We start from the raw sequence: 20,515 nt of genomic DNA on the forward strand, positions 1-20,515 counted from the left end.
TCAGCGACATGTTCGGCGACGGCTACGGCGACTTCAACATGAGCATGTCCGGCGGCGGCCGCGGCTACGGCCGGGGTTATGGTCGCGGCTATGGCTATGGCCGCGGTTATGGCTACGGTTCCCCGTACTACGGCGGCTACGGCTCCCCGTACTACGGCGGCTATGCCCCTTACGCTGCCCCGTACGGCGCGCCTTACGGCATGCCGGCTGCCCCTGCCGCACCGGCCCAGCCTGCCCAGTCCGAAGCGAAGTAATCTCGCTGCGACTCGCCGTGCATCAGGCACCGCCCCGCGGGGCGGTAGGACGCCGGCCATGGCATACAGGTGTCGCAAGGATGCACACCGCCGACGTCGGCAGCTCAGGCTGCTCGGCGTCTTTCTTTTTTGTGGCCAGTGTGTAGGCCATAACCGAGCGCATGCCGGCCCAGGGCCGTTAGGCGCCGTTTCGTGACGCTGCCGACCCGACTCGGTTTGCCACTGCCACCACCTTTCCCGACTGCTTCTGCCGTAGCACGTCCAGTAGTCGTTCTTCGACGCTGCTGATGACCTGCGGCCAGCTCAGTGACTCTGCGGTACGCCGCGCCGCGGCACCCATAGTCCGCAGCCGCTTTGGTGCTGCGGCGGCTGACAACGCTTCATCCATGAAGGCCGCTTGATCGCCGAAGGGCGCCAGCAGCCCATTGCTGCCATGGCGGATATGCTCATGCGCGGCGGCGTAATCAAAGGCATTGACGGCGATGCCGCTCGCCATCGCTTCCGTGACCACATTGCCGAAGGTCTCGGTGAGACTCGGAAAGAGAAACAGGTCGCCGCTGGCGTAGTGCGAGGCCAGTGCTGGGCCGACCTGGGCGCCGACGAATCGGTAGCGGGGATGAGCGCGCGCGAGCCGGGCGCGCTCCGGACCATCGCCCACCAGAACGCAGTGAACAGCGCCCGCATGCGCCGTAAGGGCCTCCATGGTCGCCAGCGCGAGCGCTATGTTCTTCTCCGCGGCGATGCGCCCGACATAGAGGACAACGACGTCATCGGGGCCGCAGCCCCACTCCCGCCGCAGCGCGTCGCTGCGCCGTCCGGGGTGAAACAGCTCGGTATCGACACCCCGGGTGAACAGGTGGACGTTACGGAAGCCGGCCGCGTTGAGCTCGCTGCGCAGCGCCGCGGTAGGCACGAGCGTGGCATCAGAGCGGTTATGGAAGTGCTTCAGGGTGTTGACGATGGGGCGGGTGAGCAGCCCGAGTCCATAATGGCGGCTGTACTCGTGGAACTGGGTGTGAAAGCCCGTGATGACCGGTATCGACGCGCGCAACCCTGCGTTCAGCGCCGCATGGCCAAGGGGCCCTTCGGTCGCAACATAGAGCACGTCCGGGCGCAGACGCAGCCAGAGATGCCGCAGGCGCCAGTACACCGGTAAGCCGAAGCGCAGACCGCGATACCCCGGGATCGGCAGCCCTGGCACCAGGAAGTGGCCCCGGGGTGCCCGCACCCTGCGATCTGTCGCCTGGCGCGGGCGCACTAACAGGACATGGTGGCCGCGGCTCGAAAGACCGGTCACCAACTGGCGCATGGTGTTGGCGACACCGTTGATCTCGGGCGGATAGGTTTCGGTGACGACGGCGATGCGCATCGTTTGCTGCTGCCGATTGGCCATGACGTTCGCCGATTCTGATGCCCGCCCAGGTGCGTTCAAGCCGAAGCCGCGGCACCGCTCGCTTTCGGGCGGAGCGTTTGACCTGCGTCGCCGTCTAGCGGCAAGCAGTTCAGCTCGGCGGCGATGGCAGTGCGTACGGCTGCGGCGAGTTCGCGGCGACTGAGACCGTTGGCGGTTAGGGGTGGAAGAAAACTAACGGTTGCCCCAAGCTCCGGGTGACGCAAAACGCGGGTTAGGTGCGCGAGCAAGCTGTCATCGCCGATGAAGGGCGCTACGGCGTCCGGCTGCCGCCCCCAGCCGTAGCGAATCGCCACGGGCTGCACGGGGGCTCCGCTCACCGCGGCGGCCGCGGCGAAAAGCCGGGCATGGAAAGGCAATAGCGCACGCCCGTCACTCGTTGTCCCCTCAGGGAAAATCGCGACGCGGCAGCCCATCTGCAACCGGGCGGCAATCTGGGTTGCGATGCTGTTGGCTTCATGCGCGCCGCGCCGCAGGAACAGCGTGTCGGCGAGCTCGGCGAGCCAGCCCACCACTGGCCAGCTGCGCACCTCGGCCTTGGAGACGAAGCTCACCGGCGCCGCGCCGCCGAGCATGGGAATGTCCAGCCACGAGACATGGTTCACCGCCAGCAGGGCGCCGGGGGCCGCAACGCCGCGGTAGACCACACTGATGCCCAGGCAGCGACCGAGGCGACGGTGCCACCAGGTCACCAGTCGCGGCAGCCACGGGCGCGAGACGCCCAGACGACCGAGCAGCGCGACGGCGCCGCCCAGCACGACGCCCGTGCACAGGTGCACGCCTAGGCGCACCGCCCGCCAAGTACTCCTGAACGATCGCCTGACGCTCAATGCTCGCTGACACGCTCCAAGAAATGTCGGGCATAGCTCGGGTTCAGCTCGCCCAGGTCCAACAGCATCAACACATCGCCCACGTTGAAGTCCGGGTCTCGGCAGGCCTCCCCGCAGGCCCGCGCCCCGAGGCGCACATAGGCCTTGAGCAGGGCCGGCAACGGCGCATCCAGCACATCGTCCGGCGCCTCCGAGCGCAGCAAAGGCGCCTTCGGCCGCACCCGCAACGCCGGCGAGGCCATCGCCTGCCGCCGCAGGCGATTCATGATGGCCGCCGCCTGCGCGTCGCCATCGCCGAGGGGCACGGATGCGCAACCGAACAAATAGTCGATGCCGTGCAGTTGAATATAGCCTGCAATACCGGACCAGAGTACGGCGATGGCCGCCCCTTGCCGGCATTGGGCGGATATGCAGGTGCGTCCCACTTCCAGGAGCTTGCCGGGCAGAGATGGGATGGCGCCGAGATCGAACTCGTTCTCGGCGTAGAAACCGCCGATGTGCCTGGCACGGTCGCCCGTCAGCAGGCGCGTGCAGCCCACGACGGCGCCGGATCGCGTCTCGCGCACCAACAGGTGATGGCAGTGAGCGTCGAACTCGTCCACGTCCAGCCCGGCGGAGCCCTGCTCGAGTCTGGCGCCGAGCTCCTCGCCGAAGACGCGGTAGCGAAGCGCCTGGGCCTGTCGCACGGCCTCTTGCCCTGCTGCCAGTTCTACGAAGAGGCGCTCTCCCCGTCGCACCGGGAGTGCGGACGCATTGACCCCCATGACGCAACCCCACGCACTTGCTCACCCATCGACCAATTCCCCAGCCTACCCCCGCTGCGTTGCAGGGGAATGAGCGCTGGATGACGAAACGGTGACAGGCTGCGCGGCCGACGCGTATGTGCGTTACCGCGCAGCGCCGTGCAATGAGATCACCGGCCAGCCGCGGTGCTGCGCGGCCTCCGCCAGCAGCGGGTCCGGATCGACGGCAACGGGATTGTCGACGCGCTCCAGCAACGGCAGATCGTTAATGGAGTCACTGTAAAAATGGCTGCCATGCAGGCTTTCGCCCTGCTCAGCCAGCCAGGCCATGAGCCGGGTCACCTTGCCCTCCCGAAACGCCGGCGTGCCGGCCACGCGCCCGGTGAACCCCATGCCGTTGCGCTCGGGCTCGGTGGCGATGAGGTGCGGGATGCCAAAGCGCTCGACAATGGGCGCCGTGACGAAGGCGTTGGTGGCCGTGATGACCAGGAGCGTATCGCCGGCTCGGCGATGCTTAGCCACCAGATCGAGCGCAGGCTGGCGGATCAGTGACGCAATGCAAGTATCCAAGAACTCCTGCCGCCACGCCAGGAGCGCCTCCTGTGGATTGTCCCGCAACGGGCGCAACGCAAAGGCGAGAAAGGCATCGATGTCCAACTGGCCCGCCTTGTAGTCGGCGTAGAAGCGGGCATTGGCCGCCTCGTAATGGTCGCCGTCGACAACGCCGCGCGCGACCAGGTATCGGCCCCAAAGATAATCCGAGTCTCCGGCGAGCAGTGTGTTGTCGAGGTCGAAAATGGCAAGCGCCATGGTTCGGTCACAAGCGGGCTGCTGGCATTCAGCCAGCGACGTTAACGGAATATCGCTGCATCAGCAAAGACTGAAATACTTGTGGATTTGCCCACTTGTGACCGAGTGTGGAAAAATGCACTCGGACTCAACGAGGTACGCCGCCTTGATCGACCCGGACGGTTTTCGGCCCAACGTTGGCATCATTCTAAGCAACGAGCAGCGCCGACTGTTCTGGGGGCGACGTATCGGCCAAAACGCCTGGCAGTTCCCCCAGGGCGGTATCCGATCGGACGAAACGCCGCTGGAGGCCATGTATCGGGAGCTCGGCGAGGAAGTCGGCCTGTCGCCGCAGGATGTCACCGTGCTCGGCTGTACCCAGGGCTGGCTGCGCTACCGGCTGCCGCGCCGCTTCATACGTCGGCGCTGCGGGCCCACCTGCATCGGCCAGAAGCAAGTCTGGTTTATGCTCCGCGTGGATTGCGGCGAAAGCGCCTTCTGCCTGGACCGCTCTGCCAAGCCCGAGTTCGACGCCTGGCGCTGGGTACGCTACTGGTACCCGCTGCGCGAGGTCGTGTACTTCAAGCGCCACGTTTACGCCCAAGCGCTTGAAGAACTGGCGCCGTTGCTCTATCCGGAGGGCGCGCCGCACCCCGGGCACGCCGACGACGTGGGCAGCACCGCTGCCACGGGGCGACTGGATACTACGCAGCACAGTTCCCGCCAATACACCGCTGCGGTACGCGTCGCCGGCCAGCTGCGCCAGCGCCGGCGCTGAAACCGCCGGCGAGGCCGGCCCCGCCCCAACCATGCTCGCGACCCTGCGCCGCATCATCGAAGCGGTGGATCGGGCGCCCGCGCTGGACGCGGCGCTCGAGGTCGTTGTGCGCGACGTCAAGCAGGCCATCGGCGCCGACGTCTGCTCCGTTTATCTCACTGATGCCAGCCGTCGCGAGCATGTGCTGATGGCCACCGACGGCCTCTCCCCCGAAGCGGTCGGGCGGGTGCGTATTCCGCTGCATCGCGGCCTCATCGGGCGCGCGGCAGAGCGCGCGGATATCGTCAATCTGGACGATGCCCATACCCATCCCCTGTATCTCGCCATTCACGACAGCGGCGAGGAAGTCTTCCACGGTTTCCTGAGCGTGCCCATCATCCAGCATCGTAAGGTGCTGGGTGTGCTGGTGCTGCGACGTCGCGTGCCGCGGCGTTTTGCGGACGACGAGGTGACCTTCGTCGTGACACTGGCCGTGCAGCTCGCGGCGGCCATCGCACTGGCGCGCGCGAGCGGCGAGCTCGCGCGCTTCGAGCAGCCGGGGCTGCCGAGCCATTTCCTGGAGGGCATCGCCGCCGCGCCCGGCGTGGGCATTGGCACGGCCTTTGTCGTCTACCCGCCGGCGGATTTGGACGCCGTGCCCGACAAGCCCGCGACCGATCCCGAGGCTGAGGTCGTGTCCTTCCGTGCCGCCGTCACAGGGGTTGCCGCGGACATTGGCCGGCTCGCCGAGCGCATGGGCGGTGCCCTGAGGGACGAAGACCAAGCGTTGTTTGATGCCTGGCGCCTGATGCTGGAGAGCGAGAGCTTCGTCGCGGATACCATCGCGCGCATCCGCGCCGGCAGCTGGGCGCAGGGGGCGCTGCGCGTCACGGTCTCCGAGCTGCTGGCGGAGTTCGATCGCGTCGATGACCCCTATCTGCGTGAGCGCGGCGCCGATGTGCGCGATCTTGGTCGCCAGGTGCTGATGCGTCTGCAGCGCGGGGCCGCGCCCCGCGCGGCCTACCCGGCGCAGACACTGCTGGTCGGCGACGAGATCAGCGCCATGCAGATCGCCGCGGTACCAAGGGACTCGCTGGCCGGCATCGTGAGCCGCCGCGGCTCGGCGTCCTCGCACGTGGCAATCTTGGCCCGTGGCATGGGCGTGCCTGCGGCAGTGGGCGTGCTGGAGCTGCCGGTCGGCCGGCTCGAAGGCCGTCCGATGATCGTCGACGGCTATCGCGGACGTGTCTACGTGCAGCCGTCAGCGACCGTGGCCGCCGAATACCGGCGCCTTGCGGTCGAGGAGCGAGCCTTCTCGGCGGAGCTGGACGCCTTGCGGGGACAGCCGTCGGAGACTACAGATGGCTTTGCGCTGCCGCTCTATCTCAATACTGGGCTCGTGTTGGAGCAGCGCCCGCTTGGCATCGATGAATCCTCCGGCGTGGGTCTCTACCGCACCGAGCTGCCCTTCATGGTGCGCGACCGCTTCCCGGGCGAGGAAGTCCAGCTGCGTCACTACCGTCAGGTCCTCACGACCTTTGCACCAAGACCGGTGACCATCCGCACCCTGGATGTGGGCGGCGACAAGCCACTGCCCTATTTTCCCGTAGAGGAGTCGAACCCCTTCCTTGGCTGGCGCGGCATCCGCATCACCCGCGACCATCCGGAGATCTTCATGACCCAGGTCCGGGCCATGCTGCGTGCGGCGGTGGGGTTCGACAATCTGCAGTTGCTGCTGCCGATGATCACCAATGTAGACGAGCTGGACGATGCACTGGCGTTGATTCAGCGCGCCTGCGACGAGCTTCAAGAAGAAGGCCATGCGGTGCGCCTGCCGCCGGTGGGCGTGATGATCGAGGTGCCGGCGGCCGTCTATCAGGCCGACGTGCTGGCCCGCCGCGTGTCTTTTCTTTCCGTCGGCACCAATGATCTCACCCAATACCTGCTCGCCGTGGACCGCAACAACGCCCGCGTCGCTGACCTCTACGATGAGTTTCACCCGGCCGTGCTGCGGGCTCTGGTGCAGGTGGCCGATGCCGCGCGTGCACATGGGCGCGAGGTGACCGTCTGCGGCGAGCTCGCTGGTGATCCCCGGGCGACGCCGCTGCTGCTGGGTCTCGGGGTGCACAGCCTAAGCATGGGCGCCGGCAGCCTGCTGCGCGTCAAGGGGGTGGTCCGCAGCATCAGTCGCAGCCGCGCCAGGGAACTGTTGAGCCGTGCGCTGCTTTGCGAGCATGGCGCCTGCGTCCGGTCGCTCCTGATGAACGCGCTGGAGGAGATCGGCCTCGGCGGCCTGGTGCGCCCCGGGCGCTGAGCACGGCGGGTCTGAAGCCTCAGGCCAGCACCGGATAGGCCAGATCCAGCTGCGCCAGCGGCCTGGATGCGCCGGCGGGGGAGAGCGGTGCGTAGCGCTGTACGGTTGCTGCGTCCATGCGCCCGGCCACCTGGTGCAGCTCCGTGAGGCGTGCACCCTGGCGTACCAGGTAGGCGAGGTATGTGTGCCTGAGGACGCCGGCGGTCACCTCGCTCGCGTGGGCAAGTCCGGCATCCAGGGCCAGCAGTGGGATGCGCTGGGCCAGCTCGTGGGCCGCCTGTGGGTCCTGCCACGCCGGCAAGGGGTCCGCCGCGGCGAAGATGGCTGTCAAAATAGGAGGCAGCGGCACGCGGCGGCCGTCACCGGGTGCGGTGACGATGCCGGCACCAAGGTCGACGTCGGCGCCCGTCAGCATGGCGATCTCTTCAAGCTCGAGGCCACACAGCAGCAGCCCCAAGAGCTGGCGCTCGGCGTCGTCCGCAAGCTCCCAAAGCGCCTCTACTTCACCTCCCATGAGTTGACGCGGTGCGGCGTCCGGCAGCGCAGAGGGCGCCTGTGTGTGGTCGAGCGAGCGCGGTCCTTCACCGCCGGGCAATTGTCCGAACTGCGGTGTGGGGTATGTTCGGTCTCCTTCTGGACCCCAGATGCGCACGCCGGTCATGGGCGCACCGCGGCGTGGGCGCCGGGCGGCTTCCAGCAGCATGAGTGCGAACACGGTGAGCAGGCCTGCGCCGCCCGCAGCGGCTGCAGTGAGCCCCAAGTCCCGAAGGTAGCGCGGCCGCACCGGGTCGCGCGGTGCATGCGCCGGCTCGATGACCTCGATCTGCGGATAATCGTCGATGGCACGGGTCTCCATGGCCACACGCTCGCGCTCGTTGTCGCGCTGCATCTCATCCAGTGCGGCTAGGTCCGCCTGCAGGTCTTGATAGGTCTCGAAATCCGCGCTGAAGCGCGACGCCAAGCGCTTCTGTGTCGCGAGCTCCCGTTGCAGCCGGAACAAGCGATCGGTGGTGGTTTCCACCTCCCGGCGCGCTGACGTGAGTGCGGCCTCCGCGCCCTGACGGCGGACGGTCTCGATGCGCGCGCGCAGGCGCTGCAGCGCCTCGGGTAGGGCGCGCTTGTCCGGATCGTTCTGGATGAACATCTCCGTGTAGCGCTTTTGCAGCTGCTCTACGCGCACGGCGAGTTCCGCTGCCCGCTCCTCGAGCTGCGCGAGGGTAGCCGCCTGCTCCTCGGCCAGTACGGGCTCGCCCCGCGCCGCGGCCGCTTGGAGGGCCGCGAGCTTAGCCTTGGCACCGATTTGTGCGTCCTCAGCCTCGGCCAGCGAGCTCTGCAGCGTATTCAAGCGCGTGAGTGCCCGGTTGCTGTCGCGCTCCAGGGTGACGATATCGTGCTGCTCCCGGAATCGGGTGAGCGCGGCGCGCTTGGCCGCGATCTTGCCTTCTAGCGATTCCCCTTGATCGGCGAGCTGCTCCAGCTGGGTGCCGAGCCGTGCTTCGATTTCGGCTTGGCGCAAGGCCTCGTAGGCCTCGAGCCAGGCATTGACGATGTCCGCGAGCAGCACGGGCTGGCCGCCCTCCGCGCTGAGCTCCACCAGGTTGGTCCCCGGTACCGGGTCCACGCTGAGCAACGGGCGAAGGTCATCGGGGGTCGGCGGTGGTGTGGCGCCGGCTTCCTCCACCAAGGCAATGGTGTCGGTGAGCAAACGGCGCCCGAGCAGCAGCTGCCGCTGTATGGCCACATGCTGCACGTCGGCGTCGCTGCGGCCCGCCCCGCTGCGCTCGGCGGGCACCGTGGTAAGAACCGTGGCCGTCGACCTGTAGACCGGCGGTCGGCTGTAGTTCCAGATGGTCAGCGGCACGGCGATCAGGGCGAAGGCTGCCAGAAACCACAGTGCCAACGACAGGGCGCTGCGGCGGGGCAAAGGCGTCGGATCCTGTGCCTCGGCGCCGGTGACCACCTCGATACGTGGGTTGCTGCCGCCCGCACCGGGCAGCAGCGGTGGTGCGTGTCCGCCCGGTAGCTGGTCCGCTCCACTCACCATTGCTGTCTCACCATGGACGCCCCGCAATGCCGACCGCGCGGCCTTCCCGCTTTGCACCTGCCCGCACGCCAGGGTGTCGGCGGAGGCGGGCGAGTTGGCCGAGGGTATGCCGCGTCAAACGCCGGCGTGGTAGGGCCGGCTCAGATCGTGCACCGCCTCCACCATGGCTGCGGCATGTTCCGGGTTGGTGTCCGGATGGATGCCGTGGCCGAGGTTGAAGACATGGCCGTTGCCGGCGCCGTAACTCGCCAGCACGCGCCCGACTTCGCGGCGGATACGCTCGGGCGACGCGTACAGCGTGCAGGGATCGAGATTGCCCTGCAAGGCGACCTTATCCTGCACAAGCCGGCGTGCGTCGGAAAGATCCGTGGTCCAGTCGACGCCGAGGGCATCACAGCCAGTCTCTGCCATGCGATCCAGCCATTGGCCGGCGCCTTTGGAGAAGAGCACCACCGGCACACGACGGCCATCGGCCTCCCGTGTCAGGCCTTCGACAATGCGCTCCATGTAGCGCAGCGAGAATTCCCGGAAGTCCCCGGGTGTGAGCACGCCGCCCCAGGTGTCGAACACCATGGCGACCTGGGCGCCGGCGGCGATCTGCGCGTTAAGGTATTGGGTCACCGCGTCCGCCACCTTGCCGAGCAGCGTGTGCATCAGGTCGGGGCGGTCGAACATCATCGCCTTGCTCAGGGCGAAGTGCTTGGTGGTGCCGCCTTCCACCATATAGGTGGCGAGCGTCCAGGGGCTGCCTGAGAAGCCGATCAGCGGCACGCGGCCGTCGAGCTCGCGGCGGATGACGCGCACGGCCTCCATGACATAACCCAGGTCGTCTTCCGGGTCCGGTACCCGGATGCGTTGTATGTCGGCCTCTGAGCGCACGGGGTGCTCGAAGTGCGGGCCCTCGCCTTCGGCGAAGTAGAGCCCGAGCCCCATGGCGTCCGGCACTGTCAGGATGTCCGAGAATAGGATGGCCGCGTCCAGCGGGAAGCGCTCCAGGGGCTGGATGGTAACCTCGCAGGCGAGCTCCGGGTTGCGGCAGAGATCCATGAAGCTGCCCGCGCGGGCGCGGGTCTCGCGATACTCGCTGAGATAACGCCCGGCCTGGCGCATCATCCAGACGGGGGTGTAGTCGACGGGTTCGCGCAGCAGTGCGCGCAGCAGGGTGTCGTTCTTGAGCTCACTCACGGGGTAGGATTCCGGCGGCTTGGTGGTAACGGGGCGTTTGACACCGGTTGCCCAGCGTCAGGTCGCCCAGCGTCTGTCGGGCAGAGCAGGCTGCCCAAGCGTTATGAACGCCGTTGACGGCGGTGGCGCTCGGGCATGGTGCTCTCGAACGCCTTGCCGAGGCCGGCCAGAACACCCACTCGTCGGCGTGGCCTCCGGCGCAGGCGCCGCATACTACAGCGCCCATGGCGCCGAGCAATGCACTGTCGGATGGGTGCGCTGCGGGCGGTGCGACGGTCCGTCGGCTCACGGCGCCGGCCCCCTGCGCCAGCCCGTGACACTGCCGCCAGTGACCTAGACCCAGACCCGATCCTCAAGTCCTTGAACAAAGCCCAGCGCGCGGCGGTGGCTGCCGACGCCGGCAACCGGCTCGTGCTGGCAGGCGCGGGGTCGGGCAAGACCCGTGTGCTGGTGCACCGCATCGCCTGGCTGATCCAGGTGGAGCAGGTAGCGCCCTACTCGCTGCTGGCTGTCACCTTTACCAACAAGGCGGCCCGCGAGATGCGGCAGCGCATCGAGCAGATGTTGGACCAGCCCATCGGCGGTATGTGGGTGGGCACCTTCCACGGCCTTGCGCACCGCTTCCTGCGAGCGCACTGGCAGGATGCGAAGCTGCCGCAGCAGTTCCAGATCCTCGATGGCGATGACCAGTACCGGCTGGTGCGGCGGCTCCTCAAAGACATGGAGCTCGACGAGGCGCGCTGGCCGCCCCGGCAGGTGCAGGGCTTTATCAATCGACACAAGGACGAAGGACGACGCGCCCAGCACATCGACGGCGGCGGCGATTTCTTCCAGCACCAGATGATCGATATCTACAAGCGCTATCAGGATGCCTGCGAGCGCGCCGGCGTCGTGGACTTCGCCGAGCTGCTGCTGCGCGCGCATGAGGTCCTGCGCGATCGGCCCGACATCCTGCACCACTACCGCGGGCGTTTCCGTCACATCCTGGTAGACGAATTCCAGGACACCAACGCCATCCAGTACGCGTGGCTGAGGCTCCTGGCCGGGGACCGGGACAATCTCTTCCTAGTGGGCGATGACGACCAATCCATCTATGGCTGGCGTGGCGCCAAGGTGGAGCACATCCAGCGCTTCCAACGGGACTACCCGAACACCGAGGTGGTCCGCCTGGAGCAGAACTATCGCTCCACGGGCAATATTCTGAGTGCTGCCAACGCCCTCATCGCCAATAACCCGACACGGCTCGGAAAGAATCTCTGGACCGAGGACGGCGCCGGCGAGCCCATCCGTCGCTATGCCGCCTTCAACGAGGTGGATGAGGCGCGCTTCGTCGTCGAGCGCATCCGCAAGTATTGTGTCGATGAGGGAATGGCGCGGGCGGAGTGCGCCATCCTCTACCGCACGACGGCGCAGTCGCGACTGTTCGAAGAGGCGTTGATCCAGGCGGGAATTCCCTATCGAGTCTACGGCGGGCAGCGCTTCTTCGAGCGCGCTGAGATCAAGGACGCTCTGGCATATCTCAGATTGCTCGTGAACGTACATGATGACGGTGCCTTCGAGCGCGTCGTGAACCTGCCCCCGCGCGGCATCGGCCCCCGTACCTTGGACCTGCTGCGCGAACAAGCGCGTGCCCAGGGAGGCTCGCTTTGGGCCGCGGCCCAGGGTGTCGTGCAGGCCAATGCCCTGCCGCCGCGTGCCCTTGGGGCCGTGCGTCGGTTCCTGGATCTGGTCGAGGCGCTGCGTGCCCGCGCCGAGGCGGATGCGGATGGCGGTGGCACACAGGGGCCTGCCGACCTGCCCGACCTCATTGCCGAGGTGGTGACGGCTGCGGGCCTCCCGGAGCACTACAAGAAAGAGCGCGATGGCCGCGGCGTCGACCGGATCGAGAACCTGGAGCAGCTCGGCGAGGCGACGCGGCGCTTCGCCGCCGAGGCTGCTGACGACGAGGGCGACCTGCTCGGCACCTTCCTGGCGCATGCGGCACTGGAAGCCGGCGATGCCCAAGCGGACGACGTGCAGGACGCGGTGCAGCTGATGACGCTGCACAGCGCCAAGGGGCTGGAGTTCCCCGTGGTCTTCGTTACGGGCGTCGAAGAAGGCCTCTTCCCGCACAGTATGTCCGCGGATGACCCGGCCCGGCTCGAAGAAGAGCGCCGCCTCTGCTACGTCGGAATGACCCGCGCCATGCAGCGCCTTTACCTGACTCACGCCGAGAGCCGCCGGCTGCATGGCCGGGAGGAATATCCGATGCCCTCACGCTTTCTGCGTGAGGTGCCGGCGGAGCTGTTGGAGGAGGTCCGCGGCGGCGGCATCTCCCAGCAGTCAGCGCCCGCGGCACAGGCCACCTCCGGCGGCTTTCGCCTCGGTCAGCAGGTTGTGCACCCCAAGTTCGGTAGCGGCGTGGTTCTGAGCACGGAGGGTTCCGGCAGCCATGCGCGGATCCAAGTCAACTTCGAGTCCGTGGGCGCCAAGTGGCTGGTGCTGGCCTATGCACGACTGGATGCGGCCGGCTGATGCGCGGGCGTGTGGCGGGCGCGCCCAGTCTGTCTGCCTGGTGCGCCATGCCCGGTCTGCGCAGCTCGCCACTGCTGGCCGCCGCCCGTGTGTTGAGCGGACCCTGCAGCGTACTGTCGGCGCCGCTTGGCGCAGGAGGTGCTGACGATGCCGGGAATGGTTGCGTTCCTGTCGGGGCTGCCCGGCGCTGCGCGCCTGAGGGGCGACGGATGAGCGGCTATCTGCGGCTGTTCCTGATGCTGCTGGCGGTGCTCTTGGCCTATACGCTGCTGGAGCGCCAGTTGCGCGCCGAGCTCGACTCCGTGCCCGCCGTTTTCGATCTCGCCGGCATTACGCTGACGCTGACCTCGCTGCCCTGGTCACTTGCGGCGCTCGGCTTCTTCCGCCCAGCAAGCTCCCCGCTCGCGCAGGTGCTGCGGGATCTCGGCTATCTGCTCGTCTTCACCGGCGGCACGGCACTCAACGCCGTGTTGCTGACCGCGGGCAGCAGATGGATCATGCGGCGCTGGCGCCGCGGCTGAGCAGCCGCGCTGTCGGCGCTGCCCGACGCGTCGGGGCATCTCGGCTACAACAACGACGAGGAGCAACAAATGCAACGCCGTACCTTTATCGCCGGTGCTGCCGGCGCCACCGCCGCCGGGGCCGCACTCGGCACCCGCAGTGCCTGGGCAAAGCCCGAGCACAAATGGAAGATGGTCACCACCTGGCCGAAGAACTTCCCGGGCCTCGGCACCGGCGCGAACAACCTCGCCAAGCTCATCGGGGAGATGAGTGGCGGGCGTATCGAGGTGAAGGTCTATGGGGCCGGCGAGCTGGTACCGGCCTTCGAGGTCTTCGACGCCGTCTCCCGTGGCACTGCCGAGATGGGCCATGGCTCCGCTTACTACTGGAAGGGCAAGAGCGAGGCAGCGCAGTTTTTCTCCACCGTGCCTTTCGGATTGACCGCGCAGGAGATGAACGGCTGGATGTACTACGGCGGCGGCCTAGAGCTGTGGTCCGAGCTCTATGCAGAGTTCGGCCTGGTGCCGGCCCCCGCCGGCAATACCGGCGTGCAGATGGGGGGCTGGTTCAATAAGGAGATCAACTCCGTCGCTGACCTGCAGGGGCTCAAGATGCGCATCCCGGGCCTTGGCGGCGAGGTGCTGAAGCGCGCAGGTGGTACCCCCGTGAACCTGCCGGGGGGCGAGCTGTTCACCTCGTTGCAGTCCGGGGCCATCGATGCCACCGAGTGGGTGGGGCCCTATAACGACCTCGCCTTCGGTCTCTACAAAGCGGCCAAGTACTATTACTACCCAGGCTGGCATGAACCGGGCACCATCCTGGAGGCAATGATCAACAAGACCGTCTTCGACGAGCTGCCGACAGATCTCAAGTCCATCGTGCAAAACGCTTGCAAGGTGGTGAATCAGGATATGCTCGCCGAGTACACGGCGCGCAACCCGGCGGCGCTCCAGACCCTGCTCACCGAGCACGGCGTCGACCTGCGCAGGTTCCCCAACGATGTCATCATTCGGCTGCGCGAGCTGTCGAACGAGGTGGTGGCAGAGATAGCGGACAAGGACGCCTTCTCGCAGAAGACCTTCGCGTCCTACCAAAAATTCCTCAAGCAGGCGAAGGAATGGAGCGCCATCTCGGAGCTGACCTACCTGCGAGCGCGTGACGAGGCCTGACCTTGGGCGCCGGTGGGTCGTCATCGGCACCGCGACGCTTTCCGGCCGGGCCGCCGCCGCTGGCACTCTACGTACATCTACCCTGGTGTGTACGAAAGTGTCCGTATTGCGATTTCAACTCCCACCAAGTACGTGGCCCCCTGCCCGAGCATGCGTACGTGGCTGCGCTGCTGACGGATCTGGATAGCCAGCTGGCGTCTGCACCGGCGGCACGCCGTCCGCTGGTGTCTATATTCATCGGCGGCGGGACGCCCAGTCTCTTCTCGGGCGCTGCGCTCAGGCGTCTGTTGGACGGCATCCGGGCGCGTTGCGAGCTCGCCGCCGATGCGGAAATCACGTTGGAGGCGAACCCAGGCGCTGCAGACGCCCATCACTTCGCGGCCTACCGTGCGGCCGGTGTCAACCGGCTCTCCATCGGCGTCCAGTCATTGTCGGCGCCGCACCTCGAGGCGCTCGGGCGTATCCACGACCCGGAGCAGGTACGCGCGGCTGTTACCGCCGCGCGTGCAGCGGGCTTCGGGCACATCAACCTGGACATGATGTTCGGGCTGCCCGAGCAGAGCCTCGCACAGGCCTCGGCGGATCTGGATGCGCTGATCGCGCTGGAGCCGGAGCACATCTCGTACTACCAGCTGACGCTCGAGCCCAACACCGCCTTTGCGCACGCGCCGCCTCGCGTCGCAGATCACGACACCCTGGACGCAATGCAGGAGCAGGGTGTCGAGCGCCTCGCCGCCGCCGGGTTTCGGCGGTACGAGGTCTCGGCTTACGCGCAGGCTGGCCGCCGCTGCCGGCACAATCTGAACTATTGGCGCTTCGGGGACTATCTCGGTATCGGTGCCGGCGCCCACGGCAAGCTGACGGACGCCGCCACGGGCGTTGTGGAGCGACGTAGCGCCCACCGTTCCCCGGCGGCCTTCATGGAGCGGCCAGACAAGCTGGCCAGCCGCCGCACGCTTGACGACGCAGACCTGGTGTTGGAATTCGCGCTGAATGCGCTGCGTCTCGTCGACGGTGTGCCGACGACACTCTTCTGCGCACACACCGGGCTGCCGGACGGGCGGCTCGCCGCGGCGCGCGCGTCGCTCACCGGCGCCGGTTTGCTGTCGCCCGCCCCCGGGCGTCTTGCGGTGACGCCGCGCGGTCAGCGCTTCCTCAATGACGTGGTCGCGGCGTTCGCTGAGGATTGACGCGGGCCGAGCGCCTGGTGGTGGTTGCGGGGCTGAGGCAGACGGCGTATCCTGCGCAGTTTAACCTCGATGCCTCCCAGGCGGCATCGGTGTCCACTAGTAGGCCTGTGCAGCCGCCAAGCAGCACAGCGCGCAATGCCAGGGCCCAGGGCCATGAAAGCCGATATCCACCCGAATTACCAGGACATAAAGGTCGTGTGTAGCTGCGGCAACAGCTTCACCACCCGCTCCACGCTTGGCGAGGAGCTGCACATCGAGGTCTGCTCCGCCTGCCATCCGTTTTACACGGGCAAGCAGAAGATCCTCGACACCGGCGGGCGCGTCGACAAGTTCCGCCGCCGTTACGGGCGCTGAGCCGGCACGCCGCGCCAGCCACAGTCCCACCCCGGCACCGCTGCCGTGCGGTGCTGTCTACGGCCGCGTGCAACGCGCGGCCGGCTCTCCCTCATCCGCCCTTTCACCCGTGGCGTGCTATCCCCCCAACCTCTAAGGCATTGTGCGATCGGCTGCCGTTGCTGAGGTGTCTGCAGGGCTCGCGGTCACCTCTGCGCGTTGCTGCCGGTCAAAGTATCAACGCCTGCAATAGTGCCGATTACCGGCACCGCCTTGCGATCCGGCCCTGATGGGGACATGCTTGCGACTTGCTCGCCGACCAGCGTGCCTGAGCTCCCTTAAGCCGGTGGCGTCTGTGCCCCGCCTGCTCGCATTGCCTGCCGGTGCGCCGTTCGAGCGCCCGGCACTTTAGCCACCGCGCCCGAACCCCAGCGCGCGAACCGAGAATCACCATGTCGCATGCCGAGAGCTTCGATCACGCCGATGCCGACCTGAACCAAGCAGCGCTGGCGTATCACGCCGAGCCCAGCCCGGGTAAGACGGCCATCGAGATCAAGAAGCCTGCCATCAGCCAGCGGGACCTGTCGCTGGCTTACACGCCAGGCGTCGCCGAGCCGGTGCGCCGCATCGCAGCGGAGCCGTCGGCGGCGTACCGCTACACCAACAAGGGCAATCTCGTGGCGGTGATCACCGATGGCAGCGCGGTGCTCGGCCTGGGCGGGGTTGGGCCATTGGCAAGCAAGCCGGTCATGGAAGGCAAGGCGGTGCTGTTCAAGCACTTCGCGGACATCGACGTCTTCGACATCGAGGTGCACGCAAAACACCCCCAGGAGTTCATCGAGACGGTACGGCGCATTGCGCCGACATTCGGTGGCATCAACCTGGAAGATATTGCTGCTCCGCATTGCTTCGAGATCGAGCAGATCCTCATCGAAGAGCTCGATATCCCCGTGTTCCACGACGATCAGCACGGCACGGCCATCATCATTGCCGCCGGGTTGCTGAATGCCCTGGATCTCCAGAAGAAGCGCCTCGAGGACGCCCGCATCGTGGTGCTTGGCGCCGGCGCGGCCGGTATTGCGTCCATTCGGCTCCTGATGACGCTCGGCGCGCACCGCAACAACATCTTCGCCATTGACCGCCAGGGCGTGATCCACACCGGGCGTCGCGATCTCAACCCGTTCAAGTTCGGCATCGCGGCGGACACCGACAAGCGCACCCTCCGCGAGGCGATGGACGGCGCCGATGTCTTTATTGGCGTCTCTGGGCCCGACCTGGTGCCGCCGGACATGCTCGCGACGATGGCACCGCGGCCCATTGTCTTCGCGCTGTCGAACCCCGTGCCGGAGATCCGCCCGGAGGTGGCCCGCACCGTGCGCGACGACCTGATCATGGCTACCGGCCGCTCGGATTACCCGAACCAGGTGAACAACGTTCTGGGATTCCCGTTCATCTTCCGCGGGGCTCTGGATGCCCGCGCCTCGCGCATCAACGAAGACATGCAGATCGCCGCTGTGCACGCGCTCAAGGACCTCACCCACGAGCCCGTGCCGCAAGCCGTGCTGGATGCCTACGGACTGGACGCCCTGAGCCATGGCCCTGACTACATCATCCCCAAACCCTTTGACCCGCGTCTACGTGAGCGCGTCGCGTCGGCCGTGGCGGAGGCGGCCGTGAAGAGCGGGGTCGCGCCGCCGCGGCCCGCCAATTGAGTCACGCGCGGAGCGAGACCCGAGCGCAATCCAGCGAGACGCCAGCCAGGCCGCAGCGAAACAAGGGGGGCGACCAGACCCCAGCCCACGACAATAATGCCCGGCGCACACTCGGTCGGGCCCGCAACCGGAGGAGCTGCCGTGCAGAAGATCAGCATCGTAGGTGCGGGGCGCGTCGGAGAGACCACCGCCCAGATCCTGGCCGAAGAGGAGCTGTGCCGCGAGATCGCCCTCTATGACGTACGCGAGGACGTCCCAGAGGGCATCGCACTCGACATCTTTCAGACCGCCCCGTTCTTCGAGTTCGACACGCGTCTGACCGGCAGCAATGATCCTGCTGTCATGGCGGGCTCGGACCTCGTGGTGGTCACCGCGGGCTTCCCCCGCAAGCCCGGCATGTCCCGCTCGGATGTGCTGGCCGCGAACGTCAAGATCATCGACGAGGTGACGGACCACATCCTAGCCCACGCCCCGCACGCCAGTGTGCTCGTGGTCTCGAATCCGGTAGACACCCTCACCTACCGCGTCGCGCAGCGCACCGGCTGGGCCCGCTCCCGCGTCTTCGGCCAAGCGGGTGTGCTGGACGCCTCGCGCATGGCGGCGTTCATTGCCGAGGAGACGGGCTTTTCGGCCCTCGATATCACTACCATCGTGCTCGGCGGGCACGGCGACAGCATGGTGCCCATGCCGCGCTACTGCACCATCAACGGCGTGCCGGTGAGCAATTTCATCGGGTCTGACCGGCTGGAGGCCATCATCGAGCGGACCCGCAAAGGCGGGGCTGAGATCCTCGCGCTGCGCAAGAATTCCAGCGCCTACGATGCGCCGGCTGCGGCCGTCGCCGCCATGGTGGACGCCATCAGCAATAACCGTCGTCGGCTGATGCCCTGCGTGGCGCTATTGGAGGGCGAGTACGGCGAGCGGGACATCGCCATGGGTGTGCCCTGTGTGCTCGACGAAACCGGCCTCGCCCGGGTCGTGGAGCTGGATCTGAACGACCGCGAGCGGGTGGATTTCGAGCGCTCGGTGGCGGCCGTACGGGCGGACATTCTGCGCTTGGCCGAGCTCGGACTGGGTGCTGGCGCCTGAGCGGCATCGTTTCTGCATGGAGTTAGCCGGCTCGCAGGACCGCATGCGGGCCGAAGGCCGTCGATTGGGCCGCCGACGGTCGCGCGCTGCGCTGCCCGACCCTGCCTGTAGCCAGCGCCTCAGGATAGCCTCGACCTGTATCAGCGCGAGCCCGCACCGCGATGGTGCAAACCGGGTCTGCCGCGGCGCCCAGTCGACGTGTGGCCGGGGCCGCGCACGCAACCACTCCGAAGCCGGGAGTCATTTCCATGACCGAGAAGACCGTCACCATCAGCAACAACGTGGATGGCACGAGCCACGAGTTTCCGTTGCGCGAGGGCACCATCGGGCCGCCGGCGGTGGACATCTCCTCGCTGTACCGTGATGCGGGCTTCTTTACCTACGACCCGGGCTTCATGGCCACGGCAAGCTGTCACAGCGCCATCACTTACATCGACGGCGAAAAGGGGGTGCTGCTCTACCGCGGCTACCCTATCGAGCAACTGGCCACGAAAGCGAGCTTTCTGGAGGTTGCGTATCTGCTCTTGTACTCGGAGCTTCCAAAAGAGCAGCAATTGCTGGACTTCGAGCGGGTGATTACCACCCACACCATGCTCAACGAGAATCTGAAGAACTTTCTCGACGGGTTCCACTACGACGCCCATCCCATGGCGATTCTCTGCGGCGTCGTCGGCTCGTTGTCGGCGTTCTACCACGAGTCCATCGATGTCAACGACCCGCACTACCGCGAGGTCTCGGCGCACCGGCTCATTGCCAAGGTGCCCACCATCGCAGCCGCCGCTTACAAGCACAATGTCGGCGAACCCATCATGTATCCGCGCAACGACCTGCGCTATGGGGCGAACTTCCTCCACATGATGTTCGCGACGCCCTGCTCGGACTATGAGCCCGAGCTCCTTGCCGAAAAGGCGCTGAACCTGCTGTTTATTCTGCACGCAGACCACGAGCAGAATGCCAGCACCTCAACGGTTCGCCTCGCCGGCAGCTCGGGCGCCAACCCCTTTGCCTGCATCGCCGCAGGCATTGCCTCGCTCTGGGGCCCGGCCCACGGCGGCGCCAATGAGGCGGTGCTGGACATGCTGAACCAAATCGGTGACGTGTCCAATGTGCCGAAGTACATCGACAAGGCCAAGGACAAGGACGACCCGTTCCGGCTGATGGGCTTTGGCCACCGGGTTTACAAGAACTACGACCCGCGCGCGAAGATCATTCGCGAGGTCTGCCATCAGGTGCTTGAGGAAATGCCCGGCGCCGACAGCCCGCTGTTTGAGCTGGCGCTCAAGCTGGAAGATATCGCCCTCAACGACGAGTACTTCGTCGAGCGCAAGCTCTACCCGAACGTGGACTTCTACTCCGGCATCATCTACAGCGCGCTCGGCATTCCGCGCAACATGTTTACGGTGATGTTCGCGCTTGCGCGCACCGTCGGCTGGGTCTCGCACTGGATGGAGATGATGAGCGACCCGGCCAATCGCATCGGCCGGCCCCGGCAGATCTACTGCGGGCCCGAGCCGCGTGAGTACGTGCCTATCTCGAAGCGCTGAAGCCTGTCCTGAGCTAAGGAGATGCTGATTTATTGGGCATCCTGCCCAAAAATCAGACGGAGCCGGGCCTGTGCAGACAGAGGGCGGTTTCCCGGCTCCTTCATTTTCAGCGACTTGCGTCGCCGAAAATGGCGGG

17 protein-coding genes are annotated in these 20,515 nt (G+C 66.8%); 11 read left to right on the plus strand and 6 right to left on the minus strand.

All coding sequences use genetic code 11. The features are described 5' to 3' along the window. A partial coding sequence (locus tag I6U14_RS13900; RefSeq protein WP_296900113.1) for a sulfur globule family protein occupies positions 1-254 on the plus strand: 254 nt, incomplete at its 5' end. A 178-nt stretch (positions 255-432) separates the two neighbouring features. On the opposite strand, the gene I6U14_RS13905 is transcribed toward I6U14_RS13900, so the two are convergent. From I6U14_RS13905 to I6U14_RS13920, 4 genes are all read right to left on the minus strand, one after another. Further along, positions 433-1,647, minus strand: a complete 1,215-nt coding sequence (locus tag I6U14_RS13905; protein WP_296900114.1) for a glycosyltransferase family 1 protein — start codon at positions 1,645-1,647, stop codon at positions 433-435. 35 nt (positions 1,648-1,682) lie between these two features. Continuing rightward, positions 1,683-2,444: a 1-acyl-sn-glycerol-3-phosphate acyltransferase gene (locus I6U14_RS13910; protein ID WP_296900115.1), complete on the minus strand. Its 762-nt coding sequence runs from the start codon at positions 2,442-2,444 to the stop codon at positions 1,683-1,685. A 47-nt stretch (positions 2,445-2,491) separates the two neighbouring features. Then, complete coding sequence (locus I6U14_RS13915; RefSeq protein ID WP_296900116.1) at positions 2,492-3,259, minus strand: GNAT family N-acyltransferase; 768 nt, start codon at positions 3,257-3,259, stop codon at positions 2,492-2,494. A gap of 123 nt (positions 3,260-3,382) precedes the next feature. Beyond that, entirely contained in the window at positions 3,383-4,048 is a 666-nt protein-coding gene (locus I6U14_RS13920; RefSeq protein ID WP_296900117.1) for an HAD family phosphatase, read from the minus strand. 145 nt (positions 4,049-4,193) lie between these two features. Between I6U14_RS13920 and I6U14_RS13925 the strand changes: the two genes are divergently transcribed. Continuing rightward, positions 4,194-4,805 (plus strand): RNA pyrophosphohydrolase, encoded by a 612-nt coding sequence (locus I6U14_RS13925; protein ID WP_296900118.1) that lies wholly within the window; start codon positions 4,194-4,196, stop codon positions 4,803-4,805. A 31-nt stretch (positions 4,806-4,836) separates the two neighbouring features. Further along, entirely contained in the window at positions 4,837-7,098 is a 2,262-nt protein-coding gene (ptsP, locus tag I6U14_RS13930; protein WP_296900119.1) for a phosphoenolpyruvate--protein phosphotransferase, read from the plus strand. Between the two features lie 19 nt (positions 7,099-7,117). Here ptsP and I6U14_RS13935 read toward each other — a convergent pair whose 3' ends face one another. Both I6U14_RS13935 and hemE read right to left on the minus strand, forming a co-directional pair. After that, a complete protein-coding gene (locus I6U14_RS13935; protein ID WP_296900120.1) occupies positions 7,118-9,142 on the minus strand; it encodes a hypothetical protein in 2,025 nt (674 codons plus the stop codon). Between the two features lie 114 nt (positions 9,143-9,256). Beyond that, complete coding sequence (gene hemE, locus I6U14_RS13940) at positions 9,257-10,327, minus strand: uroporphyrinogen decarboxylase (protein WP_296900121.1); 1,071 nt, start codon at positions 10,325-10,327, stop codon at positions 9,257-9,259. A 348-nt stretch (positions 10,328-10,675) separates the two neighbouring features. On the opposite strand from hemE, the gene uvrD reads away from it, so the two are divergent. The 8 genes from uvrD to I6U14_RS13980 all read left to right on the plus strand — a co-directional run bounded on the left by uvrD (position 10,676) and on the right by I6U14_RS13980 (position 20,379). After that, positions 10,676-12,841, plus strand: coding sequence for a DNA helicase II (uvrD, locus tag I6U14_RS13945; RefSeq protein WP_296900129.1), 2,166 nt, complete (start codon positions 10,676-10,678; stop codon positions 12,839-12,841). 209 nt (positions 12,842-13,050) lie between these two features. Next, positions 13,051-13,362, plus strand: coding sequence for a hypothetical protein (locus I6U14_RS13950; protein WP_296900122.1), 312 nt, complete (start codon positions 13,051-13,053; stop codon positions 13,360-13,362). Positions 13,363-13,431: 69 nt separating this feature from the next. Next, the gene (locus I6U14_RS13955; protein ID WP_296900123.1) at positions 13,432-14,511 is read left to right on the plus strand and encodes a TRAP transporter substrate-binding protein; all 1,080 of its coding nucleotides are present in this window, start codon (positions 13,432-13,434) and stop codon (positions 14,509-14,511) included. A 2-nt stretch (positions 14,512-14,513) separates the two neighbouring features. Further along, complete coding sequence (hemW, locus tag I6U14_RS13960; RefSeq protein WP_296900124.1) at positions 14,514-15,701, plus strand: radical SAM family heme chaperone HemW; 1,188 nt, start codon at positions 14,514-14,516, stop codon at positions 15,699-15,701. Between the two features lie 153 nt (positions 15,702-15,854). Then, positions 15,855-16,055: a 50S ribosomal protein L31 gene (gene rpmE, locus I6U14_RS13965; RefSeq protein WP_296900125.1), complete on the plus strand. Its 201-nt coding sequence runs from the start codon at positions 15,855-15,857 to the stop codon at positions 16,053-16,055. A gap of 431 nt (positions 16,056-16,486) precedes the next feature. Beyond that, entirely contained in the window at positions 16,487-17,746 is a 1,260-nt protein-coding gene (locus I6U14_RS13970; RefSeq protein ID WP_296900126.1) for a malic enzyme-like NAD(P)-binding protein, read from the plus strand. A 141-nt stretch (positions 17,747-17,887) separates the two neighbouring features. Next, the gene (gene mdh / locus I6U14_RS13975; protein ID WP_296900127.1) at positions 17,888-18,835 is read left to right on the plus strand and encodes a malate dehydrogenase; all 948 of its coding nucleotides are present in this window, start codon (positions 17,888-17,890) and stop codon (positions 18,833-18,835) included. Positions 18,836-19,083: 248 nt separating this feature from the next. After that, positions 19,084-20,379 carry a citrate synthase gene (locus I6U14_RS13980; protein WP_296900128.1) on the plus strand — a complete coding sequence of 432 codons (1,296 nt, stop codon included), beginning with the start codon at positions 19,084-19,086 and terminating at the stop codon, positions 20,377-20,379. Positions 20,380-20,515 lie beyond the last annotated feature (136 nt).

This window comes from Thiohalocapsa sp., from assembly GCF_019695415.1.
Taxonomy (GTDB): domain Bacteria; phylum Pseudomonadota; class Gammaproteobacteria; order Chromatiales; family Chromatiaceae; genus Thiohalocapsa.

Bases quoted from the DNA above. Each gene is read 5' to 3' on its own strand.
- I6U14_RS13905 (WP_296900114.1), bottom strand. From the start codon at position 1,647: ATGGCCAATCGGCAGCAGCAAACGATGCGCATCGCCGTCGTCACCGAA.
- I6U14_RS13915 (WP_296900116.1), bottom strand. From the start codon at position 3,259: ATGGGGGTCAATGCGTCCGCACTCCCGGTGCGACGGGGAGAGCGCCTC.
- I6U14_RS13920 (WP_296900117.1), bottom strand. From the start codon at position 4,048: ATGGCGCTTGCCATTTTCGACCTCGACAACACACTGCTCGCCGGAGAC.
- ptsP (WP_296900119.1), top strand. From the start codon at position 4,837: ATGCTCGCGACCCTGCGCCGCATCATCGAAGCGGTGGATCGGGCGCCC.
- I6U14_RS13935 (WP_296900120.1), bottom strand. From the start codon at position 9,142: ATGGTGAGTGGAGCGGACCAGCTACCGGGCGGACACGCACCACCGCTG.
- I6U14_RS13950 (WP_296900122.1), top strand. From the start codon at position 13,051: ATGAGCGGCTATCTGCGGCTGTTCCTGATGCTGCTGGCGGTGCTCTTG.
- I6U14_RS13955 (WP_296900123.1), top strand. From the start codon at position 13,432: ATGCAACGCCGTACCTTTATCGCCGGTGCTGCCGGCGCCACCGCCGCC.
- rpmE (WP_296900125.1), top strand. From the start codon at position 15,855: ATGAAAGCCGATATCCACCCGAATTACCAGGACATAAAGGTCGTGTGT.
- I6U14_RS13970 (WP_296900126.1), top strand. From the start codon at position 16,487: ATGTCGCATGCCGAGAGCTTCGATCACGCCGATGCCGACCTGAACCAA.
- I6U14_RS13980 (WP_296900128.1), top strand. From the start codon at position 19,084: ATGACCGAGAAGACCGTCACCATCAGCAACAACGTGGATGGCACGAGC.